The organism is Paraburkholderia sp. (assembly GCF_004298475.1).
Lineage (GTDB): Bacteria > Pseudomonadota > Gammaproteobacteria > Burkholderiales > Burkholderiaceae > Paraburkholderia > Paraburkholderia denitrificans.
This window is the reverse complement of record NZ_SCRP01000022.1, coordinates 204,987-228,340: the sequence shown is the minus strand read 5'-3', so window position 1 is coordinate 228,340 and position 23,354 is coordinate 204,987. Positions and strand designations below refer to the sequence as shown.

General features: G+C 61.0%; 28 protein-coding genes, 1 tRNA gene and 1 riboswitch. Of the genes, 21 read left to right on the top strand and 8 right to left on the bottom strand.

The window, feature by feature from the left end; genetic code table 11:
* Positions 1–33: 33 nt before the first annotated feature.
* The 6 genes from EPN59_RS12300 to glyA all read right to left on the bottom strand — a co-directional run bounded on the left by EPN59_RS12300 (position 34) and on the right by glyA (position 4,224).
* Entirely contained in the window at positions 34–564 is a 531-nt protein-coding gene (locus EPN59_RS12300) for a hypothetical protein (protein WP_293036610.1), read from the bottom strand.
* Entirely contained in the window at positions 561–1,358 is a 798-nt protein-coding gene (locus EPN59_RS12295; RefSeq protein WP_293036611.1) for a PilW family protein, read from the bottom strand. Before EPN59_RS12295 ends, EPN59_RS12300 begins: the two co-directional genes overlap by 4 nt.
* Positions 1,355–1,783 (bottom strand): hypothetical protein, encoded by a 429-nt coding sequence (locus EPN59_RS12290; RefSeq protein ID WP_293036613.1) that lies wholly within the window; start codon positions 1,781–1,783, stop codon positions 1,355–1,357. The genes EPN59_RS12295 and EPN59_RS12290 overlap by 4 nt, the downstream gene beginning before the upstream one ends.
* Complete coding sequence (locus tag EPN59_RS12285; RefSeq protein ID WP_293036615.1) at positions 1,780–2,316, bottom strand: GspH/FimT family pseudopilin; 537 nt, start codon at positions 2,314–2,316, stop codon at positions 1,780–1,782. The genes EPN59_RS12290 and EPN59_RS12285 overlap by 4 nt, the downstream gene beginning before the upstream one ends.
* A 159-nt stretch (positions 2,317–2,475) precedes the next feature.
* Positions 2,476–2,958 (bottom strand): transcriptional regulator NrdR, encoded by a 483-nt coding sequence (gene nrdR / locus EPN59_RS12280; RefSeq protein ID WP_293036617.1) that lies wholly within the window; start codon positions 2,956–2,958, stop codon positions 2,476–2,478.
* Between the two features lie 18 nt (positions 2,959–2,976).
* Entirely contained in the window at positions 2,977–4,224 is a 1,248-nt protein-coding gene (gene glyA / locus EPN59_RS12275; protein WP_293036619.1) for a serine hydroxymethyltransferase, read from the bottom strand.
* 170 nt (positions 4,225–4,394) lie between these two features.
* Positions 4,395–4,559, bottom strand: a riboswitch (ZMP/ZTP riboswitch).
* A 189-nt stretch (positions 4,560–4,748) separates the two neighbouring features.
* Here glyA and ydfG point away from each other — a divergent pair.
* The 11 genes from ydfG to EPN59_RS12220 all read left to right on the top strand — a co-directional run bounded on the left by ydfG (position 4,749) and on the right by EPN59_RS12220 (position 13,304).
* Positions 4,749–5,495 (top strand): bifunctional NADP-dependent 3-hydroxy acid dehydrogenase/3-hydroxypropionate dehydrogenase YdfG, encoded by a 747-nt coding sequence (gene ydfG / locus EPN59_RS12270; RefSeq protein WP_293036637.1) that lies wholly within the window; start codon positions 4,749–4,751, stop codon positions 5,493–5,495.
* A 90-nt stretch (positions 5,496–5,585) separates the two neighbouring features.
* A complete protein-coding gene (gene ybgC, locus EPN59_RS12265; protein WP_293036639.1) occupies positions 5,586–6,080 on the top strand; it encodes a tol-pal system-associated acyl-CoA thioesterase in 495 nt (164 codons plus the stop codon).
* A gap of 154 nt (positions 6,081–6,234) precedes the next feature.
* On the top strand, positions 6,235–6,912 hold the full coding sequence (gene tolQ / locus EPN59_RS12260) for a protein TolQ (protein ID WP_293036621.1): 678 nt from the start codon (positions 6,235–6,237) through the stop codon (positions 6,910–6,912).
* A gap of 16 nt (positions 6,913–6,928) precedes the next feature.
* Positions 6,929–7,375, top strand: a complete 447-nt coding sequence (gene tolR, locus EPN59_RS12255; protein WP_293036623.1) for a protein TolR — start codon at positions 6,929–6,931, stop codon at positions 7,373–7,375.
* Complete coding sequence (gene tolA, locus EPN59_RS12250; protein WP_293036625.1) at positions 7,372–8,370, top strand: cell envelope integrity protein TolA; 999 nt, start codon at positions 7,372–7,374, stop codon at positions 8,368–8,370. The genes tolR and tolA overlap by 4 nt, the downstream gene beginning before the upstream one ends.
* A gap of 124 nt (positions 8,371–8,494) precedes the next feature.
* Positions 8,495–9,787: a Tol-Pal system beta propeller repeat protein TolB gene (tolB, locus tag EPN59_RS12245; RefSeq protein WP_293036627.1), complete on the top strand. Its 1,293-nt coding sequence runs from the start codon at positions 8,495–8,497 to the stop codon at positions 9,785–9,787.
* Positions 9,788–9,805: 18 nt separating this feature from the next.
* A complete protein-coding gene (pal, locus tag EPN59_RS12240) occupies positions 9,806–10,309 on the top strand; it encodes a peptidoglycan-associated lipoprotein Pal (RefSeq protein ID WP_293036629.1) in 504 nt (167 codons plus the stop codon).
* A 24-nt stretch (positions 10,310–10,333) separates the two neighbouring features.
* Positions 10,334–11,083 carry a tol-pal system protein YbgF gene (ybgF, locus tag EPN59_RS12235; RefSeq protein ID WP_293036631.1) on the top strand — a complete coding sequence of 250 codons (750 nt, stop codon included), beginning with the start codon at positions 10,334–10,336 and terminating at the stop codon, positions 11,081–11,083.
* 164 nt (positions 11,084–11,247) lie between these two features.
* Positions 11,248–11,323: transfer RNA gene (locus EPN59_RS12230), tRNA-Lys, on the top strand.
* A gap of 444 nt (positions 11,324–11,767) precedes the next feature.
* Positions 11,768–12,688 carry a DUF4747 family protein gene (locus EPN59_RS12225; RefSeq protein WP_293036633.1) on the top strand — a complete coding sequence of 307 codons (921 nt, stop codon included), beginning with the start codon at positions 11,768–11,770 and terminating at the stop codon, positions 12,686–12,688.
* Complete coding sequence (locus tag EPN59_RS12220; protein WP_293046100.1) at positions 12,675–13,304, top strand: hypothetical protein; 630 nt, start codon at positions 12,675–12,677, stop codon at positions 13,302–13,304. Before EPN59_RS12225 ends, EPN59_RS12220 begins: the two co-directional genes overlap by 14 nt.
* A gap of 74 nt (positions 13,305–13,378) precedes the next feature.
* Here the strand turns inward: EPN59_RS12220 and EPN59_RS12215 are convergent, their stop codons facing one another.
* Positions 13,379–13,726 carry a tyrosine-type recombinase/integrase gene (locus EPN59_RS12215; RefSeq protein ID WP_293033713.1) on the bottom strand — a complete coding sequence of 116 codons (348 nt, stop codon included), beginning with the start codon at positions 13,724–13,726 and terminating at the stop codon, positions 13,379–13,381.
* 157 nt (positions 13,727–13,883) lie between these two features.
* Entirely contained in the window at positions 13,884–14,852 is a 969-nt protein-coding gene (locus EPN59_RS12210; RefSeq protein WP_293033715.1) for a LysR substrate-binding domain-containing protein, read from the bottom strand.
* 161 nt (positions 14,853–15,013) lie between these two features.
* On the opposite strand from EPN59_RS12210, the gene EPN59_RS12205 reads away from it, so the two are divergent.
* The 10 genes from EPN59_RS12205 to EPN59_RS12165 all read left to right on the top strand — a co-directional run bounded on the left by EPN59_RS12205 (position 15,014) and on the right by EPN59_RS12165 (position 23,346).
* Complete coding sequence (locus EPN59_RS12205) at positions 15,014–15,853, top strand: ABC transporter permease subunit (RefSeq protein ID WP_293033717.1); 840 nt, start codon at positions 15,014–15,016, stop codon at positions 15,851–15,853.
* 4 nt (positions 15,854–15,857) lie between these two features.
* Complete coding sequence (locus EPN59_RS12200; protein WP_293033719.1) at positions 15,858–16,943, top strand: ABC transporter ATP-binding protein; 1,086 nt, start codon at positions 15,858–15,860, stop codon at positions 16,941–16,943.
* Positions 16,944–17,039: 96 nt separating this feature from the next.
* Positions 17,040–18,128, top strand: coding sequence for an extracellular solute-binding protein (locus tag EPN59_RS12195; RefSeq protein ID WP_293033721.1), 1,089 nt, complete (start codon positions 17,040–17,042; stop codon positions 18,126–18,128).
* Positions 18,129–18,174: 46 nt separating this feature from the next.
* Entirely contained in the window at positions 18,175–19,026 is an 852-nt protein-coding gene (locus EPN59_RS12190; RefSeq protein ID WP_293033723.1) for an ABC transporter permease subunit, read from the top strand.
* A 70-nt stretch (positions 19,027–19,096) separates the two neighbouring features.
* The gene (locus EPN59_RS12185) at positions 19,097–19,552 is read left to right on the top strand and encodes a TIGR00725 family protein (protein WP_293033731.1); all 456 of its coding nucleotides are present in this window, start codon (positions 19,097–19,099) and stop codon (positions 19,550–19,552) included.
* Between the two features lie 77 nt (positions 19,553–19,629).
* Positions 19,630–20,826, top strand: coding sequence for a porin (locus tag EPN59_RS12180; protein ID WP_293033725.1), 1,197 nt, complete (start codon positions 19,630–19,632; stop codon positions 20,824–20,826).
* Positions 20,827–21,051: 225 nt separating this feature from the next.
* Positions 21,052–21,486, top strand: coding sequence for a hypothetical protein (locus EPN59_RS12175; protein ID WP_293033727.1), 435 nt, complete (start codon positions 21,052–21,054; stop codon positions 21,484–21,486).
* A 461-nt stretch (positions 21,487–21,947) separates the two neighbouring features.
* Positions 21,948–22,712 (top strand): AzlC family ABC transporter permease, encoded by a 765-nt coding sequence (locus EPN59_RS12170; RefSeq protein ID WP_293033729.1) that lies wholly within the window; start codon positions 21,948–21,950, stop codon positions 22,710–22,712.
* Positions 22,713–22,714: 2 nt separating this feature from the next.
* A complete protein-coding gene (locus EPN59_RS19715; protein ID WP_363928559.1) occupies positions 22,715–23,056 on the top strand; it encodes an AzlD domain-containing protein in 342 nt (113 codons plus the stop codon).
* A 65-nt stretch (positions 23,057–23,121) separates the two neighbouring features.
* On the top strand, positions 23,122–23,346 hold the full coding sequence (locus tag EPN59_RS12165) for an antitoxin VbhA family protein (protein ID WP_293038187.1): 225 nt from the start codon (positions 23,122–23,124) through the stop codon (positions 23,344–23,346).
* Positions 23,347–23,354 lie beyond the last annotated feature (8 nt).

Genomic DNA, 23,354 nt, shown 5'->3' with positions numbered 1-23,354 from the left:
CTTCCCCTTGCGTGCTGGTGGCTGTCTGCCAGGTCAGAACGGACGCGCGACGACGCGCCGCCAGTGACGTTCGACACGTGTCCCCTCGAATACGATCTGAGCCTGCAGCCAGCTCTGCGTGTCATCGTCCACGCCGAACCCGCGTGCCGTGACGACGAACGCGCGCGCCGCCGGACGACTGTCGATCCGCCAGGCTTCGACGAGACACTGTGGCAACCGGGCCGAACCAGGCCACGTGACAACGGGCACGACCGCCTGTGCTTCGAACGTGCCTTTCTGCCGCCAGCCGGCAGGCTCGCCGGGCTGCAGTGGCGCCGATGGCGCGAACATCGAGCCGTTCACGAGTGCGCGCGTGCACAGCGAAAGCGCACCGTCTGCGGCATGGAAGGCCTGAAGGCGATCGGTTATGAGACTCGCGTTGCGGGCTTCGAGCAGCGACGCCTCGAACCACGCCGCCGATGTGACGAGCATCATCGACGCGATCACCAGCACGACCGGCAGCGCAACACCGCGAGGCGCGGCGTATCGGCCACGGCGATAAACGCGATAACGGATGGCGCTCATGACGGAGAGCCCTGCTGGTTTCGCAGCGCGAGATGCCGCCAGAAAGTCTGGCGGGCACGACCATCGGTTGCGATCTTCGAGGCGCCGTCACAGTCGACATAGCTCGCCTTCCGAGGAAATGGCGCACCGCGCACCTGGACGCACAGATCCACGGCAATCACCGACGACCACTGCTCACGCGCGAGCGCCGACGCACTCACGGGCCGCGTGGCGTCGTGCAGCCAGTAACGCAAGTGCAAAGCTTCGACACCCTCCACGAGCGGCTGTGCTGCCCCGGCCTTTCCCGAGCCTTCGCAGTACAGTTCAGGCTCGCCGGTGGAACTGCTTGCCTTCGCGTGATAGCGGTTGACCACCGTGACGCCCGCCGCGCCGACCGCCTGACCGAGGCAGTCGGTTACCTGACCGCCCGACGACGGCCAGGTCGATACCGTGTCGCCGGCATAACGTACGGCGATGCCATCGGATCCATTGGCCAGCGACGCGCAGGTGAGATTGTCTTGCGCAGCAATCGGACGGCCCGCTGCGCAGCCGAACACCGCAGGCCCGGCGAGACTTCGGGGTGCATCTGCCGAGGCAAATCCAGCGATCTGGATCTGCTCGCCGACAAGCGTCAGCGCGTTCATACCGGCTTCGTGAATGCGCGCGGTGTCGGTTGCGAGAACGAACGCCTGATGCTGCGCGCGATACGCGGCGACAGCGCCCGCTACGATGACCAGGCCGAGTGCCACGGCGACAGTCAGTTCCAGCAGCGTGTGGCCGGTGCCGCCGATCAGTCGAACGTGCCGGCGCTTCATCGTGCAAACGTGATGGCAACGCAATCGCGCCCGGACGCGACGGGCGCACCATTGCAGTTCGATGGCGGCACGACGGCACCCGACGCGAATGCGTAGCCGGTAAATGCCCACGTCACCCTTGCAATCGACACCTCGACGCTCTGGCTCGGGATTGCGGCGAGGCCGTCCGGCACGATCGTCCGGGCGCGCGCTTTCCAGGCGTCGACGGCTGCACCATCCGTAAACGTCGAGGACTCCACGATCGCATCGGCGGCAAACGCGGCACGCTCGCGCACCGCCGCAGACTGCGCGTGGCGCGCGAGCGCAAGCTGCGTGCTCATCAGACCGAGCGCACACATCGCCATGACGCCCATGGCGAGCGCCACTTCGAGCAGTGTCGCGCCACGAGCGCGCCCACGCGCGTGACAAAATCCGGGCGACCTCACGATGCCACCCCACACGCACCGTCACTGATACGCGCCCGGCCGCCCGCAGCAATGCGGATACAGCGACGCCACGCTGCCCCGCGGGTAGCGGCTGTCTGTGTACGCGGGGCGAGTTCGAAAGTGCGCATCACGCCAATCGCCTGGCCAGCCGGCGGCGTAAAAACGATGGCGGTCAACGGCGAAGTCACGCCAACGTCTTCGAGCGCGGGCTGTACGCGCAAAAGCTTGGGCACACCCGACACTTCGGCCATGACGGCCCACCCGCACGACCAGTCCGCCGCGCCCGACGGACAGGTCTTGCCGGGAGCGAGGCAGTTGCGGGATGTGTCGATGCGGCAAACGGTGACGCGCCCCTTCCGGCGAATCGCCTCGTTACGCGCATAGGCGAGCGTTCCAAGCAGGGCGCCGGCGCGTGCGTTCACCTCGTCCCGCACGCGCCACGCAACGAACACCGGCGTCGCGGCCGTGGCGCAGATGGCCAGCAGGACCACGACGACCATGCTCTCGACGAGCGAGAAGCCTTCGCATTTCATCTGCAATCCTTATCGTGAAGGGAATGCAGCAAATCTACCGGCGAAGGACAACGGGAACAATTAGCCGAACGGCCAGGTGGTGCGCAGCGCGCCTGCCCGCGACAATGCAAGCGTCACGGACAGCGGCAGCGAAGGGGGAACGGAAAGATGCAGACTGGCTCAGCGTTTGCGCGGCGGCGTGCCTGCGCTGCTGGAACGGCGGAATTCCTCGATCACGTCTTCGAATTCGGAGACGTCCTCGAAACGCCGGTAGACGGAGGCGAAACGTACGAACGCGACCTTGTCGAGTTCGCGCAGTTCGGTCATAACGAGTTCGCCGAGGCGCTCGCTGCGCACCTCGCGCTCACCGCTGCCGAGCAGCTGATACTCGATGCGCGCGACCGCCGCGTCGATGGCGTCAGCCGCAACCGGACGCTTGCGCAGCGCCAGTTGCATGCTGGCCGCAATCTTGCGGCGGTCGAATTCCGTGCGGCTGCCATCCTTCTTCACGACAGCCGGCATCGCCAGCTCGACCCGCTCATACGTCGTGAAACGCTTGTCGTAGGCGGGACAGCGACGGCGGCGCCGGATCGCGGCGCCGTCTTCGGACACGCGGGAGTCCACTACCTGCGTGTCTTCGTGCCGGCAAAAGGGGCAGCGCATAATCGGTCAGCCGCCAGATCAGCGATAGACGGGGAAGCGCTTCGTCAGCTCGGCCACCTGGGTGCGCACGCGTTCGATCGTTGCGGCGTCTTCCGGGTTATCGAGTACGTCGGCGATCAGGTTGCCTACCTGCTCGGCTTCCTTCACGCCGAAGCCGCGCGTCGTCATGGCAGGCGAACCGAGACGGACGCCGCTCGTGACGAACGGCTTTTCCGGATCGTTCGGAATCGCGTTCTTGTTGACCGTGATGTGCGCGGCGCCCAGCGCGGCTTCCGCCGCCTTGCCCGTGATCTTCTTCGCGCGCAGATCGACCAGCATCACGTGGCTTTCCGTGCGGCCCGAGACGATACGCAGACCGCGATTGACCAGCGTTTGAGCCAGCACGCGCGCGTTATCGACCACTTGCTGCTGGTAGGTCTTGAATTCCGGCGAAAGCGCTTCCTTGAACGCGACGGCCTTACCGGCGATCACGTGCATGAGCGGACCGCCCTGGATGCCCGGGAAGATGGCCGAGTTGATCTGCTTCTCGAATTCGGCCTTCATCAGGATCACGCCGCCGCGCGGGCCGCGCAGGCTCTTGTGCGTGGTCGTGGTGACGAAGTCGGCGTGCGGCACCGGGTTCGGGTAGACGCCCGCGGCGACGAGGCCCGCGTAGTGCGCCATGTCGACCATGAAGTACGCACCCACGCTCTTCGCGATCCTGGCAAAGCGTTCGAAGTCGATGCGCAGTGCGAACGCGGACGCGCCCGCGACGATCATCTTCGGCTTGTGCTCTTGCGCGAGTTTCTCGGCCGCGTCGTAATCGATGTCTTCGGCTTCGTTCAGGCCGTAGCTCACGACGTTGAACCACTTGCCGGACATGTTGACCGGCGAACCGTGCGTGAGGTGGCCGCCGTGCGCGAGGCTCATGCCCATGATCGTGTCGCCCGGCTTGAGCATGGCGAAGAACACGCCCTGGTTCGCCTGCGAGCCAGAGTTCGGCTGGACGTTCGCAGCCTCGGCGCCGAACAGCTCCTTCACGCGGTCAATCGCGAGCTGCTCGACGATGTCGACGTATTCGCAGCCGCCGTAGTAGCGCTTGCCCGGGTAGCCTTCGGCGTACTTGTTGGTGAGCTGCGAGCCCTGTGCGGCCATCACGGCCGGGCTCGTGTAGTTTTCCGATGCGATCAGCTCGATGTGCTCTTCCTGGCGGCGATTTTCGAGTTCGATCGCTTCCCAGAGTTCGGGATCGACTTTGGCGATGGTGCTTTCGGCTCTGTCAAACATACGGATTCCGTTAAGTGTGTTCAGGTTGACCGGGTTTCGCGCGAAACGCGTAGCGGGCACGCGGCGCTGCTGGCAGCGGCGCTGGCAGGGATGCCAGCCTTGACGTGGCGGGGGAACACCGCACACGCGTGGCAGGACAGCCCCTCCGGCGCTACTGCATGCGCGCGGAACTCGGCTGCCCAGGCGAACGGCAAAACGGCACCCTGCGCTTCACGGTGGGTCGTTCCACCTTGAGTTCCCGTTGCTGCCCGCGCCGCGCTTGCAAAAATTGCCACTAAGACTTACGCCGCTCGCTTCGCCATTCAGGAACCCTATCGCCAGTCACGCAGGGATTAAGCGCGTTAATTTATTGGAACGACCTGAAATAGGCAACCGCCCGCATACCGGCCTTCCCGGCCCGTCCAGCCGGGCAGAAGCGGCTGGACGGGCCTGCGGGGCTCCGTCCCTGGCGCCTTCCTTGCCGCTGCGCGGCAATGGAAGTAGGCTTGACCCTTTCTTCGACTTCTACCAATCAGGGAGCAACCATGATTGTCTTCGTCACCGGCGCCTCTGCGGGCTTCGGCGCCGCCATCGCCCGGGCCTTCGTCAAGGGCGGACACCGTGTCGTCGCTACCGCCCGGCGCAAGGACCGCCTCGACGCCCTCGCCGGCGAACTCGGCGACAACCTGCTGCCCATCGAACTCGACGTGCGCGACCGCGCCGCAGTGGCGGCGGCCCCCGCCGCCCTGCCGCCCGAATTCGCCGCGGTGGACGTGCTCGTCAACAATGCCGGCCTCGCGCTCGGCGTCGAGCCGGCGCACAAGGCCGATCTCGACGAATGGGAAACCATGATCGAGACCAATTGCACCGGACTGGTGCAGGTCACCCACGCGTTCCTGCCCGGCATGGTCGCCCGCAACCGGGGGCACATCTTCAATCTCGGCTCGGTGGCCGGGCGCTGGCCGTATCCGGGCGGCAACGTCTATGGCGCGACCAAGGCCTTCGTGCGCCAGTTCAGCCTGAATCTGCGTGCCGATCTCGCCGGCACGGCGCTGCGCGTGACCGACATCGAGCCGGGCCTGTGCGGCGGCACCGAGTTCTCGAACGTGCGCTATCGCGGCGACGACGCCAAAGCGGCCAATGTCTACAAGGACGTCCAGCCGCTCACGGCCGAAGACATCGCCGATTCGATCTACTGGATCGCCACCCGCCCCGCTCACGTGAACATCAACACGATCGAGCTGATGCCCGTCGCGCAGTCTTTCGCCGGTCTGAACATCCATCGCGGGTAATGGTCTGTAACGGGTGTGTAACCGGAGCTTACAGATTTGGCCGGATGCGTCAGGCGAACGAAAGTCAGTATGACAGCGCATTCCGGTAGAATGCGCGGCATGGAAAGATCTACCAGCCAGGCGGACGCGGTCCCGCCCGGGTTCAGGCAAGGTTTTACGTGGCCTGTCCGCGTGTATTACGAAGATACCGATGCCGGCGGCATCGTCTTCTACGCGAACTATCTGAAGTTCTTCGAACGCGCACGGACGGAATGGCTACGCGCATGCGGCGTCGATCAGCGCCGCCTGGCCGATGAAACCGGCGTGCTCTTCGTCGTGCGGCGCACGGCGCTCGACTATCGCGCGCCTGCCCGCCTCGACGACATCGTGACAATCGTGAGCAGGATCGAAAAGCTCGGCCGCGCGTCGGTCGACTTCATGCAGGAAGCCTGGCGGGGCGAAACGCTGCTCGTAACCGGGAGCATTCGCGTTGCCTGCGTCGATGGCGCCACGATGCGCCCTGCCGCCATGCCGGACCATGTATACGACGCCTTGCGCCGCGGATCCGACAAAGACGCACCGGCCGTGTCAACGGCCGCACAGTAATTTCCGTTGATACAACGCCAGTGAACTCTCGCCGTTCAATTCAGAACCCTGCAGTGTTCAGCCGCGCCGGCGCCGGGGAATTCCGCCTGACTCCAGGAAGCCTCGTCACGCCTTGCAGCCGCTCGCCCCTTCGGGGACGCTACAACGAACTTCTATGAACCCGACACAAGATCTTTCGATCATTTCCCTCGTTCTAAATGCGAGCTTGCTGGCGCAAGCGGTGATGGGACTGCTCCTGCTGCTCTCCCTGATTTCCTGGACCTTCATTTTCCGCAAGTGGTTTGCCATTCGCCGCGCCCGCGCGCAAACCGAACGCTTCGAACGCGATTTCTGGTCCGGCGGCGACCTGCAGGCGCTCTATCAGAGCGCCGCGAACAACCGTCACACGATCGGCGCACTGGAGCGTATCTTTGAATCGGGCATGCGCGAATTCCTCAAGGCAAAGGAAAAGCGCCTGAACGATCCGGGTGCCGTGCTCGACGGCGCGCGCCGCGCGATGCGCGCCGCTTTCCAGCGTGAGATGGACGCACTCGAAGCGAACCTGTCGTTCCTCGCGTCGGTGGGCTCGGTCAGCCCGTATATCGGTCTTTTCGGTACGGTCTGGGGGATCATGAATGCGTTCCGCGGTCTCGCGAACGTGCAGCAGGCCACGCTCGCGAACGTCGCGCCCGGCATCGCCGAAGCGCTGACAGCCACCGCAATCGGCCTGTTCGCCGCGATTCCGGCCGTCGTCGCCTACAACAGCTACGCGCACGACATCGACCGCCTCGCGATCCGGTTCGAAACCTTCATCGAAGAGTTCTCGAATATCCTGCAGCGTCAGGCCCACTAATCTCAAGGAGTCGGAGATGGGAGGCTCAGTTCGTTCGAGCATGCGCGGCAGCCGCTCGCGCCGCGCGATGGCCGACATCAACGTCGTGCCGTACATCGACGTCATGCTGGTGCTGCTCGTGATCTTCATGGTCACGGCGCCGCTCGTTGCGCCGTCGATCGTCAACCTGCCGACTGTCGGCGGCGCCGCCCAGCAGCAGCAGACGCCGCCGGTCGTGGTCAACATTCGCGCCGACGGCAATCTGGACGTACGCTATAAGGATGATTCCGGCACAACCCAGCAGCAGGGCATGACGCAAGCCGATCTCAACGCCTTCGTCGCCGAGCGCGAGCAAAGCCATCCCGACCAGCCGGTCGTGATCGCCGCAGACAAGTCCGTCAAGTACGAGGCGGTCATGAACGTGATGTCCGACCTGAAAGCGCAGGGCGTCAAACGCGTCGGACTGCTCGTCAAATCGAAATGACCCGCAAGCATTCCACCCAACCGCTTCGACCGCCTCACGAACGCGGGACGGGACGGGCTTTTCTGCTCGCCGTGCTGATGCACGTGCTGCTCGGGTTCTTCCTCTATCACGGCATCCACTGGCAGAACAGCACGCCAGCGGGTGCGGAAGCCGAGTTGTGGACCGAGGTGCCGGAGACGCCGGCGCCGCGTCCGCGACCGCTGCCGCCTCCGGCACCGGTCGCGCCTGCTCCTCCGCAGCAGACAGAAGAAGCCGACATCGCGCTTCAGCAACAAAAACGCAAGCAGCAAGAAGCCGCGCGCCTCGCGCAACTCGCCGAGCAACAGCGTCTGCAGCAGCAACAGGAAGCCGAGGCGAAGCGCCGGCAACAGCTCGCGGCGCAGCAGGCGGCGCAGCTCGCCGCGCAACAGAAGGCGGCCAAGCTTAAGGAGCAGCAGCAAGCCGCAGCCGAAAAGCTCAAGCAGCAACAGGAAGCGCAGAAGAAGAAACAGCAGCAGGAAGCCGAGCAAAAGCAGGCGCAGCAGGAAGCTCAGAAAGAAGCGCAGAAGAAGGCTGAGGCCGAAAAAGCGGCAAAAGCCAAGGCAGAGGCGCAGGCACAGGCGAAGAAGCTCGACGCCGAGCGGCGCGCGCGCATCGCGCAGATGCAGGGCAGCGCGGGCGGCGGCGAAAGCGCCGGCGGCAACGGCCTCGCAAAGAGCGGCACCGGCACCGGCTCGGGCGGCACGGCGGCTTCGCCGGGCTATGCAGATAAGGTGGCGCGCCTCGTGCGTCCGAAGATCATCTGGGCTGGCGCGACCGAGGGCCTCGAAACGGTCGTGGCGGTGCGTTGCTCACCGACCGGCACGCTGCTCTCCGCGCACATCACGCGCGGCAGCGGCAATGCGCAGTGGGATGCCGCCGCCTTGCGCGCGGTCCAGCAGTCGGATCCGATGCCGCTCGACACAAATGGCAAGACTCCGCCGGAATTTACAATTACTTTGCGCCCGGCAGGTTGAGGGCAGACTCAGGGGAAGAGGGACTCAGGCGTGCAGCAGTGATCAGCGGAACGATTCAAGTGTTTTCAGGTCTCTTTGCTGTTGCACTATGTTACAAAATGGCTCTTTCAGGAATCATCACAGCATGAGTTTGATGACGAAGCTTGGCTTGCGAACCCTCGTCGCGTCTTGTTTGATCGCGGCTGGCAGTGCGGCGCACGCACAACTCAACGTCCTCGTGACCGGGATCGGCTCTACCCAGTTTCCGATCGCAACGGCGAATTTCGCCAACGAGGCGAACTCCCCCGAACAGGTCAGCGCGATCGTCCGTGCGGATCTGGCACGCAGCGGCAAGTTCACCAATATCGACGCCGGCAGCACGCCCGTTGCGGAAACCGATTCGGTCGACCTCGGCAGCTGGAAGGCAAAGGGTGCGAATGCATTCGTCTCGGGCAGCGTGAACCGGCTGGCGAACGGCCAGTTCGAAGTGCGCTTCAAGCTCTACGACACCGTCAAGGGCGAAAGCCTCGGCGGCCTCGTGCTCGTGAGCCCGCCGAGCGGCTTGCGCATGAGCGCGCATAAGGTTGCGGACTACATCTATCAGAAGCTGCTTGGCGACCGGGGTGTGTTCGCCACGCGTCTGTCGTACGTCATCAAGACGGGCAACCGCTATCAACTGCAGGTTTCGGACTCCGATGGCCAGGACGCGCACATCGCGCTGTCGAGCCCCGAACCGATCATCTCGCCTGCGTGGTCGCCGGACGGGACCAAGGTTGCCTACGTTTCCTTCGAAAAGAAAAAACCGATCGTCTACGTGCATGATCTGCCGACCGGGCGCCGCGTCATCGTCTCCAACCAGAAGGGCAACAATTCGGCGCCCGCCTGGTCACCGGACGGCCGCACGCTCGCTGTCGCGCTGTCGCGCACGGGCAACACGCAGATCTTCGCCGTCAACGCTGACGGCACCGGCCTGCGCCGCCTCTCGGAAGGCTCGACGATCGACACGGAACCCACCTACTCTCCCGACGGCCGCTGGATTTACTTCACGAGCGATCGCGGCGGCCAACCGCAGATCTACAGGATGTCGGCCCAGGGCGAAAACGCCGGCGCCGCGCAGCGCGTGACGTTCACCGGTAACTACAATACGAGCCCGCGGGTCAGCGCGGACGGCAAGCAACTCGCGTACATTTCGCGAACAGGCGGCGGATTTAAGCTGTACATTCAAGATCTGCAGTCTGGCGTTGCAACACAGCTCACCGACACGACACATGACGAATCGCCCAGCTTCGCGGCGAACGGTCAGTACATTCTTTACGCCACACAGGTGAACGGCCGTGGCGTGCTGGCTGCTGTATCGACCGACGGTCGTACGCGGCAAATCCTGTCCGTTCAGGGCGGCATAGTACGCGAGCCGTCCTGGGGTCCCTTCATGCAATGACACTTCTGGAGAGCAAAAATGATGTCGAATAAAGTCCGCTTGACCTTGGCCGTGTTGATGATTGGTGCGCTGGCAGCGTGTAAGTCGGGCGTCAAGACCGGCGAAACGGGCGGCGCAATCAGCACGCAGCCGAATCCGAATGCGGTCGCACAAGTGAACGTCGATGACCTGAACAACCCGAACAGCCCGCTCGCCAAGCGCAGCGTGTTCTTCGACTTCGACAGCTACGCCGTGAAGGATCAGTATCAATCGCTGCTGCAACTCCACGCACAGTATCTGAAGTCGCATCCGCAACGTCACGTCCTGATCCAGGGCAACACCGACGAGCGCGGCACGAGCGAGTACAACCTGGCACTCGGCCAGCGCCGTGCTGAAGCTGTGCGTCGTGCAATGTCGCTGATGGGCGTGCAGGATTCGCAGATGGAAGCTGTCAGCCTCGGCAAGGAAAAGCCGGTCGCGCTGGGCCACGACGAAGCATCGTGGGCGCAGAACCGCCGTGCTGACCTCGTGTACCAACAGTAATCGACGTATTGGATGAAGGGGCGTATGTCGCACCGTTTCTCAGCGCTGCGGGTAGCCGCAGCAGCCTGCGTAGCCGGCTCGGCCTTCATGGCGATGCCGGCCCACGCGGGCCTCTTCGATGACGATCAGGCGCGCCAGGCGATTCTCGACCTGCGGGCGAAGACGGACAACCTGGGGAGCCAGTTGTCCGCTGCGCAACGCACGATTCTCGATCAGTCCAACCGCATCGACCAGCTGACCCAGCAGGTCGCGACGCTGCGCGGACAGAACGAGGACCTGGCGAATCAGCTGTCCACTGTGCAGAAGCAACAGAAGGACTACTACACGGATCTGGATGCGCGTCTCAAGAAGTTCGAGCCGCAGCAGCAGACCGTGGATGGCGTGCAGGGCACGGTCCAGCCGGGAGAGACGGACGCGTTCAACGCCGCTTCGCAGCAGTTCCGCAGTGGTGACTTCAAGACCGCGGCTGCGTCGTTCCGCAGCTTTATCGCGAAGTACCCGCAGAGTCCTTATCAGCCGACCGCGCAATACTGGCTCGGCAATGCGCTCTATGCGCTGAAGGACTACAAGGGTTCGACGGCGACGTGGCAGAACGTGGTCAAGAACTACCCGCAGCACCCGCGCGCAGCCGAGGCCCTGCTTGCGATTGCGAACAATCAGATCGAGCAGGGGCAAAAGGCTGCCGCCCGGCGTACGCTCGAGCAGATCGTGTCGCAATACGGCGGCTCGGATGTCGCCCAGACGGCGCAGAGCAGGCTGTCACAGCTCAAATAAGCGCTGCTGGATGTGGATTGTGCGGCGCTCGCCGCCGCGCAACATGCCTCTCGCTATAGGAAGGGCCCGGAACACGGTGTGTTCCGGGCCTTTGTCGTTCTACTGCACGTCGTGCACGACCGTTGACATCCGTCGCCTGCGGCCGCTATAATTACGCCTCTTTTGGGTCGTTAGCTCAGCTGGTAGAGCAGCGGACTTTTAATCCGTTGGTCACAGGTTCGAATCCCGTACGGCCTACCAAAAGATTCAAGGGCTTAGCTTCGGCTAGGCCCTTTTCATTTGCTCCGCAAAAGCGCTATTGCTCCGCAAAACGATCGCGATAACGCGCTCGCGCCATGCGTCGTGACGAACACCAGGTACCGTCCACGACGGCAGCTATCTCCACGCCCCCATCGGGGTGTTGCACACCTCTGCGCGCCCCCAACTGCCAACCAGCTTTCAACACCAGACGTCGACGAGCCGGCAATCGATAAAAGCCGGGGGCCGAAAGCTGATAGTTCTCAACCGCGCGCGCCTGTGCCTGTCTGCCCCTCCCTCTCGCACCCTATTATTGGGTTAGAATTTTGAGAAAGTTGTTTATCCGGTCAAGCATAAGCTTTCATGCCAATCAAGACTATGTAGAATCGGGCCATTCAAGATTCAGGGCAATAAATAATATTCAAATAGCATAGGATCAACCATACCGTGTCAAAATTTCGATATTTCAACGTCAGCCTCCTTCCCATTGACGGCAAAACTGAAAGCGAAGTCGGCGAAGATGGCTACAGGTCACTTATCGAGGAATATGGCAAGATCATTCGAAAAGCCAACGACGATCGGCAACTGGAAAAAGTATCATTCAAACTCAGAAATGATATGTTCTTTTCCGCGCTGCACGTCTATTTTGGCGAAGGCCATGCCTATGGCACGCTAGTAAAATTCGACCAACCGGATGCTATACAAGATCTCTACACAGGGGCCGAGGTCACAAAAGTTGCTCGCGGAGGAAGTGCCCATCGCTATCTTTTCGATTTCGTTTTTGATTACTCGAAGCACACCCTAGCAATACATAATGCTTATAATAAATTGCCGTCCACGCAGCCAACATTAAAGGCAATAGAATTTTTCTTTAATTCCATTGCCACCCAAAAATTCCCCAAGCATCAAATTCAAGTGGGCCAAATTGTCTCGTCGGCAGCCGTCTCCAATACGTTGCAGAAGGCCAAAAAATTTAAACGCGGCGAGGTTGAAGTGACGTTCACGAACTCCGCTTACTATGAGGACGCCCTAGTTCAGGAAATTCAAAATGAAATGAAGGAGAATGCGACCAATAAGGTGACAGTAATAGAAAGCTCGGCCCGAGACGGATTCATGAATGATTTTTCACGTCGGTTTAAAGCTTTATTGCGCCTCGCACAAATTACAACTGGAAATGGCTTCATTAGGTATCTCGACAGATCTACCAATCGCCTCAGTTCTTTTCATATGAGAAATCATCCTCTCGAACTTACAGTTTCACAGGAAAGTGAGGAATCCGACGCAGCATACCGCCAGCGAATTCGTGCATCAATACAGCAAGCCGTCACCCAAGGAAAAGAAAAGGTTTTGGGCGATGGAACAAAATAAACAATCCGACGGCGACAGGAAAAACACGCATAATAATCGCGCAACTCTAGCCATTCGCATTGCAAAAAAACTCCCCTTCGTCAGGGAATTCACCACCATAGCAAATGCCTACGCCTACTCGGGAAGTCATCTTGCCTTTACCCGCGTCGCGCCTATTAAGGAGATTTTCTCAAGAATATTGGCAAAAGGAGCAATCTCGTTCGCTATCGCCAAAATACTTATGCGATACGCACACACTTACAAAATAGATATCAGCAAAATTGATGCACCAACGCTAAACATCGGCACATTTCCAACTTTGCTCGGTTTCGGCATCGGCATCTTCGCACTCCTATTCGCGATAAAACCAGAATTTATAATAAAGCTTCACGAAAGCAAAGAAGCCAATGGATTTGACGCCCAAATCCTTAACGTGGATTTAGCATACCCATTAATTGCAATGGCAGGGATAGTTTTTATTAATTTTCTCCTAAAGTTCTTTCCATCCAACAACTTTACCCAAACAACGTCAATTTCATCATTCATCTACGGCATGGCCATGATTTTCGAAATTATCGGATTCATTTTTATAACCGCATTTTCTATAATTTCGAAATCAAAAAATAGCAGGACATAATAGTTCTAAGCTTATTAGCTCGTAGCAACACCATCATAGTAGGACGCCAAAGGAGGCAATTCTGAACCCTGCTCTTACTTCATTGGCCCCACCTTATCGCCCGTCCTTTCACGGACATAGTGCTCGGTCATTGTCACCGACGAATGGCCTAGTTGTTTCTGAGCGGCCCGAATGTCTCCGGCCGATTCCGTCTTATCCGTACCCGCCTTCGCACGCAGATCGCGGAACTGAAACAGATTCTTATTTACCCCTGCTATGAGCCGCGCACGATCGAAACGGAACCGCAGTGCATCGGACATAAGACGCTCGCCGCACTCGTTCACGACCAGCGCATCGCTGACACCGGACTCCAGGCCAAGGTGGTTTCGCACGTCCACGGGGATTGTGACCTGGCCCTTCGAAGTGATGGTTGCTGCGGTCATAACGACACCTCCAATGTTCCTTACCTTATTTAAGGAACATGAAAAAGCGAGGACACGTCACTGGCGCAACGCATTGCCAATCACTCACCAGGATCAATATCGGCCACGGCCTCACGCTGCTCGCGCTCTGAGACGTCAAGATATGGGGCAACGTGGTCTAACCACTGAGCCAACCGCTGCCCTGACAAACCACCCTTTCGGCCTGCGTGCTCACCTCTACCGTATCCCCACCGTACGCCGCGCATTCCGTCAGCAACCACCCACGCAGCTGGCGTAGCGCCGTGCTCGTATCGAAGCGCTCGGGCGTGTAGCAGAGAAAGTGCGCGTGGCTATCCACATCGACTGGCGCATTAACGGGCTGGACAAGCGTGCCCGCCTCGATCGGCGCAGAGATGAGGAATTCCGGCACGAGCGCCACGCCGAGTCCGGCCTGCGCAGCCTGGATCAACACGGCATACTGCTCGAATCGTGGCCCCAGGAACGCGTTCATGGGCGTGACGTCATAGGTCTGCGACCATTCGAACCAGACGGCTGCAGCCTGCTCGTGCACGAGCCTCGGTGCGACCGCGAGGTCGTCCGGCGTGCGCAGCGTATGGTGCGCTGCGAATCCAGGTGAACAGACCGGCACGAAGGTGCGTCCAGCCAGATAATCGCTGCGCACGCCTTCCCAGAGGCCATCGCCGTAGCGGATCGCCGCATCGAGCCCAACCGGAAAAGGATCGCCGTGCGCGAGATGGCGCCGGAAACTCAGCGTGACGTTCGGCACCGCCGCGAGGAATGACGGCAGTCGCGGCACCAGCCACTTGCTCGTGAAGGTCGGCACGCTCGCGATGGTGAGCAGGTCGTTGTCCTCGCGCACGCTCAGAAGCGCGAGCGAGGCATTACCGATCTCGCGGAACGGCCCCGCCACGCTCGCTTGATAGACCTCCCCGGCGCGCGTCAACGACAGGTTGCGCCCCTCGCGCACGAACAGCTTTGCGCCGAACCGCGCCTCCAGACTGGCAATCTGGCGGCTGACCGCGCTCGGCGTGAGTCCCAGCTCGCGCGCCGCATACGAAAAATTCAAATATTTAGCGGAACTGATAAATGCGCTCAGCTCGGCAAGATTCGGATAAACATGCTTCATTACGTAGTATTCCTGATTCGCAAAGGTCGATGCGCCCTTTGTATGTTTTTTTCATGACGACGCCATGTCGCAACAGCACACTGGCGCCCGTCATCGCGAAACCCGTTGACTGAGTCATCCGGGTTTCGCGCCGTCTTACCCGCTCGTTCAGGGAATTTTCAATGCATTCCACGGCCGGCGCCATCGATATTCCCATTCGCCGCCGCTATCGCGCGCCAGCGCCGGGCCGCGCGCTGGTGCGCGCCGTCGTCGTCCTGTTCGCGCTCTACCTCCTGTTGCCGATCGCACTGCTCCTGATCGGCTCGACCGGCCAGAGCTGGATCAACACGCTGCTGCCAACCGGTTTCACCGGGCACTGGTACGCCGATCTCGCCACCGATACGAGCTTTCGCCGCGCGTTCGGCGTCAGCCTCACTGTCGCGCTGGCCTGCTGCGCACTCAACGCCGTGTTAGGCGTGCCGCTCGCCTACGCGCTTCATCACCGTGCCCGTGACGGGCGCGGGCTCGCCGCGCGGCTCGTCATGCTGCTGCCCATCGCCGTGCCGGCGCTCACGCTCGGTTTCGGCTATATGGCCGTGTTCGGCGGCGACACACTACCGTGGCTCGGCACGCTCTGGCTGATGATCGCCGCGCATGCGGTGCTGACGCTGCCCTACCTGCTTCAGACGCTGCTCGCCGACCTGCGCCATCTCGATCTCGCGAGGCTCGAAGCCTGCGCGGCCACGCTCGGCGCAACGCCGCTGCGCCAGTTCTTCACCATCGCGCTGCCGAATCTGCGCCACAGCCTGTTCGCGGGCCTCGTGATGGTCGCCGCGCTGTCGATTGGCGAGTTCCAGATCTCGAACCTGATCGCGAGCTTCCGCTACCGCAACTATCCCGTCGTGCTGCTGCAGGCGTTCTACGGCGCCTCGGGCTTCGCCTGCGCAGCGAGCGTCGTGCTGCTCGTGCTCGCCGTCGCCGCCACGCTCGTCTCGATCACCACCGTCCAGCGACTGAAGTGACATCATGAGTCTCGAATTCGACACCGTCAGCTACACGTATCCGGGTACATCGCACGGCGTCGCTGACATTTCGCTCAAGGCCGCCCCCGGCGAACTGCTGGCCGTGATCGGTCAGAGCGGTTCGGGCAAATCCACGCTGCTGCGCCTCACGGCCGGATTGCTGACGGGGCACACCGGCCGCATCGTGATCGGCGGGCAGGACGTGGTCGACCAGCCGGTCTGGCAACGCGGTGTCGGCGTGGTTTTTCAGCAGTACGCCCTGTTTCCGCACTTGAGCGTGGCCGACAACGTCGCCTACGGCCTGAAGATGCGCGGCATAGACAGCGTCAAGCGACGCCGCCAGGCGCTCGCGATGCTCGACCGCGTGGGCCTGGCGAGCCATGCGGACCGGCGCCCGGCGCACCTGTCGGGCGGCCAGCAGCAGCGCGTCGCACTGGCCCGCGCGCTGGTGATCGAGCCGCGCGTCCTGCTGCTCGACGAGCCGCTCGCGGCACTCGACGCCGGTATCCGCCATCAACTGCGCGACGAAATTCGCACGCTGCAGCGCGCTTGCGGCGCAACCACACTGTTCGTCACGCACGATCAGGACGAGGCGTTGAGCATGGCCGACCGCGTCGCGATTGTCGATGGCGGACGCGTGCTGCAGGTCGGCACGCCACGCGAGCTGTACGAGGCTCCGGCTTCGGTGCGCGTCGCGCGCTTCATCGGCCATTCGACGGTCCTGAGCGGACGTGTGGTCGCCACCGACCGCATCGACGTCGGCTTCACGACCCTTTGCGCCGCGACGGGCGAGCATCGTCCAGGCGACGCCGTCGACCTGCTGCTGCGCCCCGAGCACGTGCAGGCCGATCCGCAGCACGGCTGTACAAACCGGATCCACGGCACGCACGGCACCGTCCGTTACTTTGGTTCGACGCATCGCTACGACTTCCTTGTGAGCGGCGCGAACGGGACGAATGGCACAAGCGGCACGAATGGAACAAGCGGCACGGCCACGCCGCTGCTCGGCGAAGGCCCTGTCGTGGCGACGCACAGCATCGCGATCGAGCCGCGCCATCTGCGCGTGCTGCCCGCCGCGCCGCGCGAATGAACGCGCGCCCAGCCCACCCCGGTTCCGCCCGACTCGACTAAACCCCTACGCTCACTCGCTTCGGTCAACACCTGCCACACATTCAGGACTACTACGATGCTGATAAAACCTACCCTGATCAAATGCATACAGTCCGTCACGCTTGCACTCGGCGCGCTGCTCGCGTGCGCCGCTCATGCTGCGCAGGCAGCGCCGCTCTATCCCGGCGAGGAAGCGCTCTACAAGAAGGCCGCCGACGAAGGCCTGGTCGTTTCGTTCGATACGGGCCCCGAGTGGGCCAACTGGAAATCGCTGTTCGCCGATTTCCGCAAGCGTTATCCGTCGGTCGAGATCACCTATAACGACATCGGCTCCGCCGCGACGGTCGTCGCACTCGACAAGTCGCGCCGCCGTCCGCAGGCCGACACAGCCTATTACTTCGCCGCTTCCGCACTCGATGCGAAGGCCAAAGACGTGGTCGTGCCGTTCAAGCCGGTGAACTTCGACAAGCTGCCGCCGGTGTTTCGCGATCCGGAGGGCCGCTGGTTCACGGTGCATTCGCTGAATATCGCGTTCCTCGTCAACCGGAAGCTCGTGAAGGAGGTGCCGCAACGCTGGTCCGATCTGCTCAAGCCCGACTACCGCAATGCCGTCGTCTACCTCGACCCGCGCTCGGCCGGGCAGGGCCAGGTGGCCGTGTTCGCGGCGGCCTACGCGATGGGCGGCAGCGTCGACGATCCGAAGCCGGGGGCCGATTTCTTCGGCAAGCTGAAGACGGCGGGCAACGTGTTGCGCGTCGAGGGCACGACGCCCTACGCGAAGTTCGTGAAGGGGGAGATTCCCGTCCTGATCGGCTACGAGAACGACGGCCTGAAGGCCAAGTACAAAGACGGCATGGGCGACGCGGTCGAGGTCGTGATTCCGCAGGACGGCAGCGTGTCCGCGCCTTACGCGATGAGCCTCGTGAAGAACGCACCGAATCCGGCTGCCGGACAGCTCTGGCTGAACTATGTGATGAGCGACGCCGGGCAGGCGCTGTTCGCACAGGGCTACGTGCGGCCGTCCGTGCCCAGCGTCACGCTCGCGCCGGAGGCCGCCGCGAAGATGCCGAACGCGCCGCAGGTGCGTCCGCTCGATGTTGCGAAGGCGGCGGCAAAAAAGGCGCAGGTCGACCAGCTCTGGTCGCAGGCGACGCTCGGCCACTGAGCGGCATGACAGTCCGCAACGACAACACCGACCGCCACAGCCGCCGATGACGCAACGCCCAACGCCCACCACGCTCGATATCCGCGATGCGGGCCCGTTGCGCCGCTTCGGTGCGGCGCCCGCCGCCGCCCTGTTCGCGGTCGCGTTTGCGCTGCCGCTCGCGGCGCTGGTCGTCGCCGCGTTCGACGACGGCGGCGATGCGTTCGGCGCGGTGATCGGCGATCCGCTGGTGACCGACGCAATCGTCCGCTCGATCGCACTCGCGGCGGCGGCCAGCACGCTCTCGACGGCGGTCGGCATCGCACTGGCCATCGCGCTGGCCGGTCAGTCGCCGGCGCAGCGGCGGCTCTCGCTCGCGGCACTCGGCGTGCCGCTCGCGTTCTCGGGGCTCGTGATCGCCTACGGCTTCATCCTGGCGTTCGGTCGCGCCGGCTTCGTGACGATGCTGCTCGCGAAGCTCGGCGCCGATCCGGCGCGCGTCGGCGGCGTGATCTACACCGTCTTCGGGCTGGTGATCGCCTACGCGTACTACCTGATCCCGCGCGTCGCGCTGATGCTCTATCCGGCTTTCGCGAACTTCGACCGGTTGCCGCTCGACGCAGCGGTGACGCTCGGTGCACGGCCGTGGCGCGCCTGGTTCGACGTGGCCTGGCGCGAGCTGTGGCCGTCGGTGGCGGCGGCCTGGAGCCTCGTCGCGGCGATTGCACTCGGCACCTACGGCACCGCCGTCGCACTGGCCGGTACGCAGATCAACATCCTGCCGCTCCTCGTGTACCTGAAGCTATCCGACGGACAAACCGATTTCTCGCAGGCCGCCATCCTGTCGATCGTACTGACGGCGCTCTGCACCTGTGTTCTAGCAATGGGGGAATGGATTGTCAGACCTCGGCACGACTGAACGCGCAACGCTCGTAGAGGGCGCACTTGCGGATCTCGCTGCGCGTCAACGCAGTGCTAACCGGCACGTGATGCCGGTCGGCGTGATTGGCCCGCGCGTGGCGACCGAAGAACAGACGCGCGTCGCCGAAACCATCGCGCATGCTCTCGCGCGAGCCGGGATTGCGATCGTCGGCGGCGGCAAGGGCGGCGTGATGGAAGCGGCTGCGCGCGGCGCGCATCGGGCGGGCGGCGTCGCAATCGGCTTGCTGCCGGAGGACGACGCGCAACGCGCAAACCGCTATCTCAGCGTCGCCCTGCCCACCGGGCTCGGAATCACACGCAACTCACTTATCGCACGCTCGTCGCTTTGCCTCGTGGCAGTGGGCGGCGGGCTCGGCACGCTGTCCGAAATCGCGCTCGGCCTGCAATGGGGCAAGCCGGTGTTCGCGGCCTGCGACGCTCCGCTGGTGGCGGGCGTCGAAACTTTTGCTTCGGCGGACGTGCTGCTCGTCCGCGCGGCGCGCTGGCTGACCATGCTCGCCTGATACGGGGAATCCGGCTTAACCGCAGCAAAAACTTCACCGCAGCAAAAACCCTTGTTTATTAAGAAGGACTACTACGTATGAAGAAAACCATAATTGCATCGTGCATCCTCGGCGGCGCGGCGTTTTGCGCGCAAGCGCAGAGCAACGTCACGCTGTACGGGGTCGTCGACAACGGCTTCCTCTGGCAGAGCAGCTCGACCAAACTGGGCTCGACTTCCGGCGGGCGTTCGGTGGTGAAAATGCACTCGGGCATGTGGTCGGGTAGCCGCTTCGGCCTGAAGGGCAGCGAGGATCTCGGCGGCGGCACCAAGGCGATTTTCACGCTCGAGGCGGGAGCAGACAGCACGAACGGCAAGTCGCAATGGGCCGGCGGGCTGTTCACACGGCAGTCGTGGGTGGGTCTGTCCAACACGAGCTACGGTACGCTGACGGCTGGCCGCCAGTACACGGCCTATTACACGCTTCTGTCGCCGTGGAGCCCCGTCAACAACCGGACCGGCCATTTCGGCGCGCATCCGGGTGACATCGATGGGCTCGACACCACCTATCGCACCAACAACTCGCTCGTTTATATTTCACCCACGGTAGCCGGCCTCAAGCTCGGCGCGTCGTACGCGCTCGGCGGCGTGCCGGGCCGCTTCAACGCGGGCTCGACCTGGAGCGTGGGCCTGCAGTACAAGAACGGTCCCATCGGGCTCGCCGCGGCGGTGCAACGCATCAACAACTCGACGCTGGGCGGCGGCGATTGGGGCAAAGAGTCCGTGACCTCGAACGACGGCTCGCAGCGGGGCGTCTCGGCACTGACCAATGGCTACAAGACCGCGCAGGGGCAGCAGCGCATCGCCGTGACCGGCGGTTATCGTTTCTCGGACGCATTCGACGTGTCGGCGCAGTACTCGAACGTGCAGTACGTCCCCGGCACGGGCTCGAAGTTCCGCGATACCGCGATTTTCAACACGGTGGGCACGGTACTGCATTACCGTCCGATCAAGTCCCTGGACCTGGCAGGCGGCTACAGCTATACGCACGCCACGCGCGCGAACGGCGTTTCAAGCGCCGCGCAGTATCAACAGGTGACGCTGGCGCAGTACTACTCGCTGTCGAAGCGTACCGGCGTCTACGCGGTCGAGGCGTACCAGCGCGCGAACGGCAAAACGCTGTCCGACGGCAAGATCGTCACCGCGACGGCGTCGATTGGCGATGGCTTCAATAGCTCGCCGTCGTCGTCACCGAGCCAGACGGCTGTCGGCGTGGGTCTCGTCCACCGCTTCTGAGGAGCGGCCGGCGACGCGGTAGGAGGGGCCGCGTCGCCGGCCATGTGAAGTGCTACTCGGGTGTGTCATTCGTCGGGATGAGGGTGTCGCGGATCTGCGCGCGGAACGCCTTCACGCAATCATTTTTAACGAGGCAATTGCTGCGTATGCTGGAGCAACCTATTTTCGTCGGATGATTACGAACTTGCACTAGTCGCACATGAAGCCTTGTGTGATCTTTTTCATTTGAACGACATTCAATATGCGTACGAGGCTCATAAAGCGTTATTTCTGAAAGCGGAAGGACTGCTCTATCGCGACTGGGGAAATGGCTACGGTGATATATCGCCACATTCCGATGATTTGTACGAGGACGGGGACACGGCCCTCCTTGCATTAACTGTGTGCCGGGATGAAACCAAGACGCCTACCGCCGTATATAAACCCTACGATCTGATAAGCGGTCTGGATGATGCTGAAATTGAGATTTTGCAATCTGAGCCCTATATTTTCAAATCAGGAAAAAATGTGGACATCCACAAAGAACGCGAGCACATGGTTCTTTCTTCAGTCAATAACGAATTGTATGTCAATCTGGACTTCAGAATAGATTCCGTTGTTGGCGAGCGAATGATTGCGAAGTCGGATCGCGGCGCCCGCATCTTGAAAAAGATGCGATAAATAATAAAAGATGTTTCGCCCATTTATTCTACGCCCGCGACCGGAACATTTTTCGTCATATCAAACAGGAAATTTTTGCATGCTCGATCCATGCTAAGGAATTTCGATGAAAATAGATTCACATCGGGGAAAAGCTTCAATTTCTCCGATGTACCACGGTTGCTGTATCGAAGCAAGGGTAGTAGAAAGCGTATATCTCTGCACGAGCAGTATTCAGATTATATCCCCTCTGAGAAATTGGCAATCACATAAAATTGAAATTATTCGATTAAATAGCGATTGAGCGGCAGGCGATTCGCAAAAGAAAATTCGCATTTAATTTTCAGCCCCACGCCTGAAAGTCAAAGCGCAATAGCCGCAGATCTCATGCAATGTGGTCTGCAGTAAAAATGTTGGGAAATAATTATTTCCCGTGAGCATCGCGCTTCGCTCCTCGAGGCAAGCCTGGCACATGAATACCAGTGTCTGCAATCATGCAAAGCGATTATGCTGTTAATGATATATACAAGGCGAGAGCACGGATGCGTACAGCTTCAATGAGTGACTGGCGGGATGGGTTAAGAGATTCAGTTGGGTTTGGTGCGGCATTTATTCCGCTATATTTGGCAATTGGAATCGCCGGCCAACAATCTACTCACACGTTTTCAGAAACAATGGGGTTAACCTTGCTTCTATTCTCAACCCCGCTGCAATTTGCGATAACTCAAAATCATGGTGGATTTTTGGTTATCGCGCCGCTTATACTAATAATGAATGCTCGCTTCCTCTTGTTCTCAGCCAATCTCGCCCCTTTTCTGGGAAAAACATCATTCAGCAAATTAATTCCGTCGTCAATATTGCTGTGCCCTTCCGTTTTCAGCGGTTGCATGGCGAGATTCAAAAAACCAATCACTCGGCCATTTCACTATTTCCTGGGACTTGGATTACCGATATGGGGCATTTCTATAGTTTGCACGGCCGTTGGTTTTTTGTTGGCAGGGAATGCAATATCACCGTTTTGGATGTTGATGATTAAATTGGTTCTTCCGTTTCAATTCACCATGTTGGCGGCGAAACATTGGGGCGAGCATTTTTCAGTAGCCAGCTATGTATTGGGGTTTATTGTGGCGCCGTTTTTTTTGGGATTTCTGCACGAATTCAGCCCTCTGGCGACACCTTTGCTCGTTGGATTCTTCATGGTTATATTGGAATATTTTATTGAGCCCAAAAAATTAAAGATTAATTGATTATGTGGAATATAATATTCTTCGCTGCAATTACGGCACTGGTTTTTAGGGTTCTTCCTCTCGCATTTCATCGCAGCAGCTTATTGAGCAATAAAGATGGCAGTGTTTACAGATTTCTAAATTACAGCTCCCAGGCCATGATGGGTTATATAGTATTTGACTCTTCATTTGGTTCGCAAGATATCACAACATGGACAAAAAATTTCCATGGTATACAGGCACTCCAGTTGACATTGCTGGCGCTATGTTTTATATGGATTGTTTGCACCAGGCGTCAATTAACGGGGTTGTTGCTATTTATGGGAATTTACGCTGTTGGAATATTGGCGGTAGGCGGGGCATGAATAAGGATCACCAGGCATCTTGCACCTGACAACGTCAATCGGACGCTTTTCAGTTGAGGTGCGACGTGACAAAGCCTTCCATTTCCGACGAAGAACGGCAGCGCCGCCTCGAGGCGGTGAGATATGCCTGCGCTTCGGTCGGTTTGGAAGGTTTCTGGTTATCGTCCGAGGCGCGGGCACAGATGCAACGGTTCATCGACGGTGAAATCTCGCTAGCCGATCTGGTCGAACAGCCAGCTCCGCCGGCTCCCATTCGGTTGGATACCAATTTGGAGCCTGTGTTTATTTGACCTGAGGC